This window comes from Patescibacteria group bacterium, assembly GCA_020148045.1.
Lineage (GTDB): Bacteria > Patescibacteriota > Minisyncoccia > Minisyncoccales > GWA2-38-27 > JAHCRG01.
Genome location: JAHCRG010000004.1, coordinates 120,166 through 129,331 on the forward strand (window position 1 = coordinate 120,166; position 9,166 = coordinate 129,331).

Consider the following 9,166-nt stretch of genomic DNA (forward strand, 5'->3'; position numbering starts at 1 on the left):
TCAGTCAAAGAAGAAAAATAAATTTTTCTTCTTTTTCTTCACTTGCAATTATAGCACATTATTTACTGAAATACCATTTCAATATTTCTTTTGCAACTGGTAAAGCAACTGCCTGAACGTCTTTAACGTTTTCAACCATAATTGTTAGCACGATTTGTGGGTCATCGTAGGGGGCGAAAACAGTTATCCAGTTGTGGTAATAGCTAGGTCTTGGGGTTTGGGCAGTTCCAGTTTTGGCAGCTGCTGAAACTGGTAAAGAATTTAATAAAACAGATGAGGCATAAGGGCTGTTTTCTCCGGTTACTGCTCTTCTCATTCCTTGTCTAACAATCTCAAGGTTTTCTGGATTAATGAAATCCTCTTTTAAAATCTCGGATTTAATTTCTTCAATTAGATTTTTCTCGCTATCCACAATCTCCTTAACAACTTTGGGCTTATAAAGTGTCCCCCCATTAGCTATAGCTGCAAAAGCATTAGCTACCTGAAGTGGAGTAACTTTAATGTCACCTTGACCGATAGAAAGATTATAAGTATCACCATCCCACCAAGGCTCTTTTTTAACCTCTTTTTTCCACTCAGGAAAAGGAATTAATCCTTTAACTTCTCCAGAAAGGTCAATTTCGGTTTTATCCCCCCAGCCAAAAAGCTCAAGATATTTTTTAATTCTTGAAGGACCTAATCCTTCCTGGTCTTTATAGCCTCCCCCAACTGTGTAAAAATAGACATTACAAGATTCAGCAATTGCTTTTCTCATATCAGTCCACCCGTGTATTCTCCAGTCTTGTTTTACTGTAGTAACTTCTGGCTCATATCTATGAGGAATAGCAATTCCTCCCTTACAGTTTATTTTTTTTGAAGGCGATATTATTTCCTCTTCTAAGGCAGCTGAAGCAACCAGGGGCTTGATAGTGGAACCTGTCGGATATAAACCTGAAACTGCAAGGTTAAAAAGAGGTTCTCGGGGGTCTGCCAGAAGATTCGAAAGAGCTTCCTGGTCAGCTCCTTTGCTGAACAAATTATTATTATAACTGGGAATGCTGACTAAAGCTAATACTCCTCCGGTTTTTGGATTCAAAGCCACTCCCACTGCTTTTTCAGCTCCAATATCTTTAAGAATTCTTTTTAGCTCTTCTTCAATTTTTTTCTCTAATTCAGAATCTAACCATAAAATTAAGCTCTTTCCAGATTCTGGCAAAGAAATTATTTCTTTTGATAATAAGTTCCCGTAAACATCTCTCTCAATTCTGGTCTTCCCTGGATTTTTTCTCAGAGTCTCTTCATATGACTTTTCAAGACCGTCTCTGCCAACATAGTCAAAAACTGAATAAATCCCAGGGTTTTTCTCTAATTCTTTTGCGCTTATTTTCCCGGTATAACCAATCAAATGGGCAAAACTTAAATCTTCTATATAATACCTAATTGAATTTCGCTCAATTCGAAAACCAGAAAGTTCAGCAATCTTTGTCTCAAGTAAAATCAAGGTTTGGTGGTCAAGGTCTTTTGAAATTAGAACTTCTCGGTTTTGTTCTTCATTAATTTTCTTTTCCAAATCCTCAAGATTTTCCTCAACAATTTCAGAGACCTCTTTTAAAACCTTTATTTTTTCAAAATCTGAAGAAGGAAGTTTTCTTTTATCTAAGATTAAATCAAAACTTGGTTTATTGAAAACTAACTGCTCACCTTTGCTGTCGTAAATTACTCCCCGAGCTGCTCTAATTGAATGAATTATGAATTTATTTTCATTAGCCAAAGCTGAAAATTTTTTATTCTCCAAGACCTGAAATTGAAAAGTTTTAACGAAAAGAATAAAAAGTAGAACTACAGCAAAAATTAAAAACCCTTTAAGGATTTTTTTTGAAAGAGGAACTTCAAATTTTTTTTCTGAAATGCCAAGCTCTGCTTCTTTCTTCTGGGCAAGAGAATCCAGGAACACTTCTTGTGGTTCAATGTCCTTTTTGTTTTTAACTTTTTTCAATAAATGGAATCCGAACATATCTTTTGAAAACTAATTTTAGGAAAATCGCCAAGGCAAATGAGATTAAAATATAAAAACCAATAAAACGATTAGAGAATATATCTAAAAAGAGTCCTCCGATGAAAGCAGCATATAAACCAAAATAATTTTTTGATTTTTCAAAAAGATTCCAAAGAACCACTGAAATTAAAACAAGATTTGGGACAATCCCTAATATATTAAAATGAACCAAAAAACTGGTCTGGATTAAAACTAAAAAATAGAAAACAATTATTGAAATTAAAATTTTCTTAAACATTAAAATTCTAAAATAATAAAAAGGGTTTCTGTTTGTGAGATATCAAAAAATGGTTCAATTTCTGCTTGTTGAAAAGGCTCAACATCGCTTTTTTTGATTCCTTTGATTTTACCAACCAAAAGTCCTTTTGGAAAAATTCCTCCGAGAGCGCTGGTTACAACAATATCTCCTTGAGAGAGATTCTCTTCACGAGGGATAAGGTCAAATAAAATTCTAAAATCCTCCTGCCCTTTTACAACTCCAGAAATATCTTTTTCCTCTTTTTGGATTTTACCATTAAAAGAGCTTTCTTCGTTTGAAATAAGTATCACTTTTGAGAAATTTTTATAAATTTCACCGATTTTTCCTACTAGAACTTTTTGTTGAGTAATTACTGGCATATTTTTTGAAATACCATCTTCAGACCCCTTATCAATTAAAATAAAATCTTGGGAAATATCTTTGCTAATAATTTGAGTTAAAGCCAATTTAAACTCTTTTTGAAGCCCGATTTCTAATGCTTGTCTTAAAGTTTCATTTTCTTTTTTTAACTTTTGCAAAGTAATAATCTGAGAAATTAATTCTTGATTTTCAAGTCTAAGTTCATCTAATTCTTGTTTTAATATTTTTACTCGCACAATGCCTTCCAAAAAATCAGATGTTCTCTCCCCTGCTTTCCAAAGAACTTTCTGAATTGGCGCAGAAATATCATAAAAAAAACTTCTCACATCTCTCTGAAAAAAATTCAATAAAAAAACAAGCAAAACTACCACAACAACCGCCATCAAAACCTTGTTTTTCTTAAGAGAGAATTTCATATTATGTTCCATTTTACCCCAAACCAACCCAAAATAAAAGGGGTAGAATCCATTCTACCCCTCCCGACAAAAACAAGAATCTTTGCTTAAGTTGCGTTATAGATACAGAAAGAGCTTAATATTATGACCACTATAAGAGAGCTACCTACTTTCGCCCAAAAGGACTATCATCGGCCTTGGGAGATTTCACTTCTGTGTTCGAAATGGGAACAGGTGGAGCACTCCTAGTATAGCCCCCTTATAGTAGCCACAATGCTAAATAGTTACGATTATTAATTGTTAGCCAATCTGAAGGTAAAAATTAAATATGATTTATTAGTACTGCTCAGCTCAAGGCATTACTGCCCTTATACTTGCAGCCTATCAACCTCGTCATCTTCGAGGAATCTATGAATCCTAATCTTGTGGTGGGCTTCGCGCTTAGATGCTTTCAGCGCTTATCCCTTCCCGACATAGCTACCCAGCGATGCTCTTGGCAGAACAGCTGGTAGACCAGAGGTCAGTTCAGTCCGGTCCTCTCGTACTAGGACCAAATCCACTCAAGATTCGACGCCTGCGGTAGATAGGGACCAACCTGTCTCACGACGGTCTGAACCCAGCTCGCGTAACGCTTTAATTGGCGAACAGCCAAACCCTTGGGAGCGGTTCCACCCCCAGGATGCGTTGAGCCGACATCGAGGTCTCGAACAGGGCCGTTGATATGGACTCGCGGGCCCTACTAAGCTGTTATCCCCGGGGTAACTTTTGGCTGATGATCTTCGGATTTTCTATAAAAATCCGTCGGTTCACTAAGTTCTGGTTTCCCAACTGCGCGGTATATCCACCTTGCAGTAAAGCCGGCTTTTGGCTTTGCCCGATCACTCCGATTTCCATCCGGAGCTAGCCGACCTTTAAACGCCTCCATTACCTTTTAGGAGGCAAGTGCCCCACTTAAACTGTCCGTTAGAAACTGTATCCCGCTGAGCGGGGTTAGAATTAAGATTTTGAAAGAAAGGTGTTTCATTGACGACTCTACTCTGCCCGAAAGCAGAGCTTCAAAGTCTCCCTTCTACGCTACGCATCCAAAACCAAAACTCAATATCTAACTACAGTAAAGCTCCCGGGGTCTTTCCGTCTAGCCGCAGGTAACCGGCATCTTTACCGGTATTGCATTTTCACCGAGCTGCTCCTGGAGACAGTTCCCTAGTCGTGAAGCCTTTCATGCGGGCCGTAACTTACACGGCAAGAGACTACGCTACCTTTGGACGGTTATAGTTCATCTGTCTCCTTATATCGCTATAAAGTATGGACCATATCTTCACCCTTCACTTTTAGCTAAAAATGAAGGGGCTTGGCGTATGGCCTCTGAGGATTCTTTTAGTAAGAGTTAAGAATTTGCTTTTTGGAATATTTTCTTTTTCGACCTACAACAATTAAATCTCTTAATTTTAAGATTTCTTTCATGCCATCTCTTTCTAAATGTCTCTTTTGATTAATTATCTTAACAATTTTACAGAAAATTTCAAAAACTTTTTTCTTATTTTTTGATAAAAAAGAATAATTTTTGAAAAAAGGAATTATAATTTCTGTAAGATCTTTTAGTCTTCTTACTTCGAAATAACATATCCCATCTTTTCGATAACGAATTGTCCCACAATTTAAGACATTCTTAAATATTTTAGGAACAGTATCATCTTTTTGAGATATATTAAACGATAAACTGACTTTCCATCCGTATTTATAATCATCCCATCTATTTATTATTGAGACATTAAAACTTCCTTCTCCATCAGCAAATCCACTTAAATAATATCTTGTGCTCTTACTAAAAGTCTTTCCTGCTGATTGACCGCAATTGAACATTTTCACTGTCATTAATTTATTATACAAATTAACGGCGAGTAGTTCAATATACCCGGTGTTCCCAGCATATAGCCAAGTTTTTTCTTAGAAATTATTTTCTAAGAGCGGCAACTTTCTTACCGCCGACGTTCACTGGCGCTTCGCTCACTCAGCCCACACCGAAGCGCGGACTGGCGAGGTTAACGTTCCAGCACTGGTCAGGCCTCAACCCCTATACATCCTCTTACGAGTTAAGCAGGGATTTGTGTTTTTGATAAACAGTCGCCAGGGTTCTTTCGCTGCGGCCCCGCCTAGGGCGGGGCAGTCCATATTGCGAACTTACGGACGCTTTTTTGCCGAGTTCCTTCAGGAGCTTTCACTCGTTCACCTTGGTGCTCTTACACCCGCCTACCTGTGTCGGTTTACGGTACGGGCCCTTCATCTTTTTAAATTTCTTTAAGGTTTTTCTGGGAAATCTGCTCAATGGAGTTCACTCGCCCGAAGACGAGCTTCCCGTCAATCCTTGAAAATTCTTAGATTGACGACGAGAATCCAATAACTCGCTTCATCTACTAGATTCCGTCACCTTATTGAAAAAGGTAAAGGGGGGCCGGAATATTAACCGGCTGTCCATCTCCCGAGACCTTTCGGTCGAGGGATTAGGCCCGCCTAACCCTTGGATGATTGCCATTGCCAAGGAAACCTTAGGCTTTCGGTGTGCGGGGCTTTCACCCGCATTGCGGTTACTTATGCCAACATTCTCACTCCTTAGCGCTCCACCAAACTTTACAGTTTGACTTCACAGCACTAAAGACGCTCCCCTACCCCAAACACATAACAAGTTATGTGCTTGGTCTTATCTTCGGTACCAAGCTTAAGCCCCGTAAATTTTCGGCGCAAAACTCCTTAGCTAGTAAGCTGTTACGCACTTTTTAAAGGATAGCTGCTTCTGAGCTAACCTCCTAGCTATCAGAGGAATTTTACTTCCTTTAAAACACTTAGCTCGGTTTAGGGACCTTAGATGAAGATTTGGGCTGTTTCCCTTTTGACTATGGAGCTTAGCCCCCACAGTCTAACTGCCGACATTCAAAGATTGGTATTCGGAGTTTGGTTGGAGAATCTAGGTAAAACCCACGAAACCCCATCCAGTGCTCTACCTCCAATCTCTACAAATCGACGCTAGCCCTAAAGCTATTTCGGGGAGAACCAGCTATTACCAAGCTCGATTAGCTTTTCACTCCTTACCACAGCTCATCCCAGAGTATTGCACGGCTCACGGGTTCGGGCCTCCCCCTGCTTTTCAGCGGGGTTCACCCTGGCTATGGCAAGCTCGCTTGGCTTCGGGTCCCGAGTACTTTCTGAAACGCGCTTTTAACACTTGGTTTCCCTGAGCCTTCGCGGCGGAACCGCTTAGACAAAGAAAGTGCTCGGACTCGTTGGCTCATTCTTCAATAGGCACGCCATTACCCACGATAAAATCGGGGCTCTGACTCCTTGTGGACAAGATGGTTTCAGGTTCTATTTCACCGCCCTCACCGGGCTGCTTTTCACCTTTCCCTCACGGTACTAGTTCACTATTGGGGATATCAAAGTATTTAGCCTTGGCCAATTAGTTTGGCCTGCTTCCCACAGGATTCTCATTTCCCGTGGTACTCAAGTAAGATAGCAAGGAGCATAAAGTGATTTTCAAATACGGGACTATTACCCTCTATGGTGCCCCTTTCCAGGGTGCTTCTCTTAACCAAACTTTATCTAAATATTCTCCCTCGGTAAGCATTCCTATGCACCAGGAATACTCCCGACACTACCTCCTTACAACCACCGCTCGTGCGTAAAGCATGAACGATTTTGGGCTCTTCCCTGTTCGCTCGCCGCTACTAAGGGAATAAAAAGTTTTTCTCTTTTCCTCCGCTTACTGAGATGTTTCACTTCAGCGGGTTTAGCTGCCCAGTCATTCGACCGGGCCGATTTTGCTTATCGCAAAATCAGGTTTCCCCATTCGGAAATCCCCGGATCAAAGGTTGCTAAACACCTCCCCGAGGCTTATCGCAGTCACGCCACGTCCTTCATCGCCTCGATATCCCAAGGCATCCACCATCTGCCCTTAAAATACAATTTTTACCTTTAACTCACCCTCACATCCGCCATGGGCGGGTAATGATGAGTTGGCTAACAATTAATAATCGTAACTGATATTTAATTTTCAAAGAACTCTCCGTTAAAACAAAAACCGCTTTGGAAGCGGATTTATCAAAGTGTATTCAAAAATCCAGAATCTAACCGCTTCCTTTATTTTTACCCATAATTGTCTTTATATTCTTCATATCTTTTTTAATTGTAGCAAATCAAAAGCCCCTGTCAAGAGGGGCTTTCTTAAAACATAAAACTCCAGCTAAAATAGCCTTTCTCTTCCAGAAATAATTTAAAATATTACCTTCTAAGTTTATCTCTTAAACCTTGAAGAATTTCAGTTGCCACATCTTTTCCTCCCAAGCCAAAAGCAAGACCAATTGCCAGAACAATCATTACTACAATTCCTCGGAATAAATCCGCCATAAAGGTCTCTCCAATCCCAAGTTGAGACAAAATGATCAAAATTGCGAAAACCCAAATTGACCATCTTACAATTGCTCCGACCAATTGTCCATAGCCTATTTTCGCTCCCTCTACCGTTGCTCGAACTACTTTCTCTAAAATATCAGCGATAATTACCGCTACCACGAAAATAAAGGCAGCAACAACCACATTTGGCAGGAAAGGCAGTACTTTCTGTGTTAAGAAAATAGTTAATTGGTTAAATCCTAAAATTTCTACTGCAGCTGCCAAGAAAACAATCAATAAAACCCATTTAATAATAGCTCCGATAAAAGCTGAAGCATCTACTTTAATCTCTGCCTTTTCTAAAGCTGTTTTCCAGCCTCCTCTTTCGAAAATTCGATTAAACTTTATTCTCTTTAAAATTTCAGCTATTAGTCTTCCGACCGCAATAGAAATAAGCCAACCAATCAGAAAAACAATAATTGCTCCGATAAGATTTGGGATAAAATCAATAAATCCCTGCCAAAGGTTTTTCAGGGCAATAATAGTTGTGTCAAGCCAACCTGTTATTATCATATTATTTTACTTTTATTTGAATTTATATCCTAATCGACCTTTGATTATTGTGTTATTGTAACACATCAAAAAAACCCTGTCCTGTGGAAAACTTTTTGTGGACCCGAGCGGATTCGGACCGCTGACCTCCGCATTGCAAATGCGATGCTCTTCCAGCTGAGCTACGGGCCCAAATGTGGGCGTGCGAGGACTCGAACCTCGGACCTCCTCATTATCAGTGAGACGCTCTAACCAGCTGAGCTACACGCCCTTATTTTAGGATTTTAGCAAAAAATAAAAGGCCTGTAAAGACCTTCTATCCAAATTCAGTTTCTTAGAGTTGTCCCGGATCGAAATTTTAGGTTCTCGATCAACACCTCAGAATTAAAGAGAGAATTCTCGCTCTTCAATTCCAATCGACACTAATCAGATTTCAGAAAACTTCAGACATTAAAATAACATCTAAAATCTAATATCCAAAATCTAATTTAAAATAAGTAGTGATCCATGGACAGCTTCCGCTACCCATGCCTTGTTACGACTTCATTCTTGTTACCGACCTTAGCTTAGGCCCCGCTAAGCGGGGACTTCGGCTACTGCCGGCTCCCTTAATGTGACGGGCGGTGAGTACAAGCTTCAGAAACATATTCATCGCCACATGGCTGATTGGCGATTACTAGCGATTCCGGCTTCATGAGGTCGAGTTTCAGACCTCAATCCGAACTGAGAGACCGTTTGATGGGATTACCTCTACCTTGCGGTTTCGCCCATTGTCGGCCCCATTGTACCACGTGTGCAGCCCAGGGCGTCAAAGGGCCACGCTGACTTGGCGTTATCCTCACCTTCCTCCTGGTTATCCCAGGCAGTTCCCTATGACAGATAAAACATAGGGCGAGGGTTGCGTTCGTTACCGCACTTAAGCGTACGCTTCAAAGTACGAACTGACGACAGCCGTGCAGCACCTGCCTAGCCGCCTTGTGGGAGGTCCGCCTTTCAGCGGACTTTCGACTAGGTGTCAAGCCCTGGTAAGGTTCTTCGCTTATTGTCGAATTAAGCCACATGGTCCACCGCTTGTGTGAAGCCCCGTCTATTCCTTTGAGTTTTAGCCTTGCGGCCGTACTTCCCAGGCGGGACACTTAACGCGTTAGCTTCGCCACTTGAAGGGTCGACACTTCAAATAGC

General features: G+C 40.4%; 4 protein-coding genes, 2 tRNA genes and 3 rRNA genes. All 9 read right to left on the reverse strand.

The features are described 5' to 3' along the window. Positions 1 to 58: 58 nt before the first annotated feature. A complete protein-coding gene (gene mrdA, locus KJA13_01250) occupies positions 59 to 1,993 on the reverse strand; it encodes a penicillin-binding protein 2 (GenBank protein MBZ9577649.1) in 1,935 nt (644 codons plus the stop codon). Next, positions 1,962 to 2,273 carry a rod shape-determining protein MreD gene (gene mreD, locus KJA13_01255; protein MBZ9577650.1) on the reverse strand — a complete coding sequence of 104 codons (312 nt, stop codon included), beginning with the start codon at positions 2,271 to 2,273 and terminating at the stop codon, positions 1,962 to 1,964. Before mreD ends, mrdA begins: the two co-directional genes overlap by 32 nt. Continuing rightward, on the reverse strand, positions 2,273 to 3,070 hold the full coding sequence (gene mreC, locus KJA13_01260) for a rod shape-determining protein MreC (protein MBZ9577651.1): 798 nt from the start codon (positions 3,068 to 3,070) through the stop codon (positions 2,273 to 2,275). The genes mreD and mreC overlap by 1 nt, the downstream gene beginning before the upstream one ends. A 132-nt stretch (positions 3,071 to 3,202) precedes the next feature. Further along, a 5S ribosomal RNA gene (gene rrf / locus KJA13_01265) occupies positions 3,203 to 3,311 on the reverse strand. A gap of 55 nt (positions 3,312 to 3,366) precedes the next feature. Beyond that, positions 3,367 to 7,009: ribosomal RNA gene (locus KJA13_01270) — 23S ribosomal RNA — on the reverse strand. A gap of 312 nt (positions 7,010 to 7,321) precedes the next feature. Then, a complete protein-coding gene (locus tag KJA13_01275) occupies positions 7,322 to 8,005 on the reverse strand; it encodes a hypothetical protein (protein ID MBZ9577652.1) in 684 nt (227 codons plus the stop codon). 98 nt (positions 8,006 to 8,103) lie between these two features. After that, positions 8,104 to 8,176, reverse strand: a tRNA-Ala gene (locus tag KJA13_01280). Positions 8,177 to 8,181: 5 nt separating this feature from the next. After that, positions 8,182 to 8,255: transfer RNA gene (locus tag KJA13_01285), tRNA-Ile, on the reverse strand. A 222-nt stretch (positions 8,256 to 8,477) separates the two neighbouring features. Further along, a 16S ribosomal RNA gene (locus tag KJA13_01290) occupies positions 8,478 to 9,166 on the reverse strand; the annotation flags it as partial.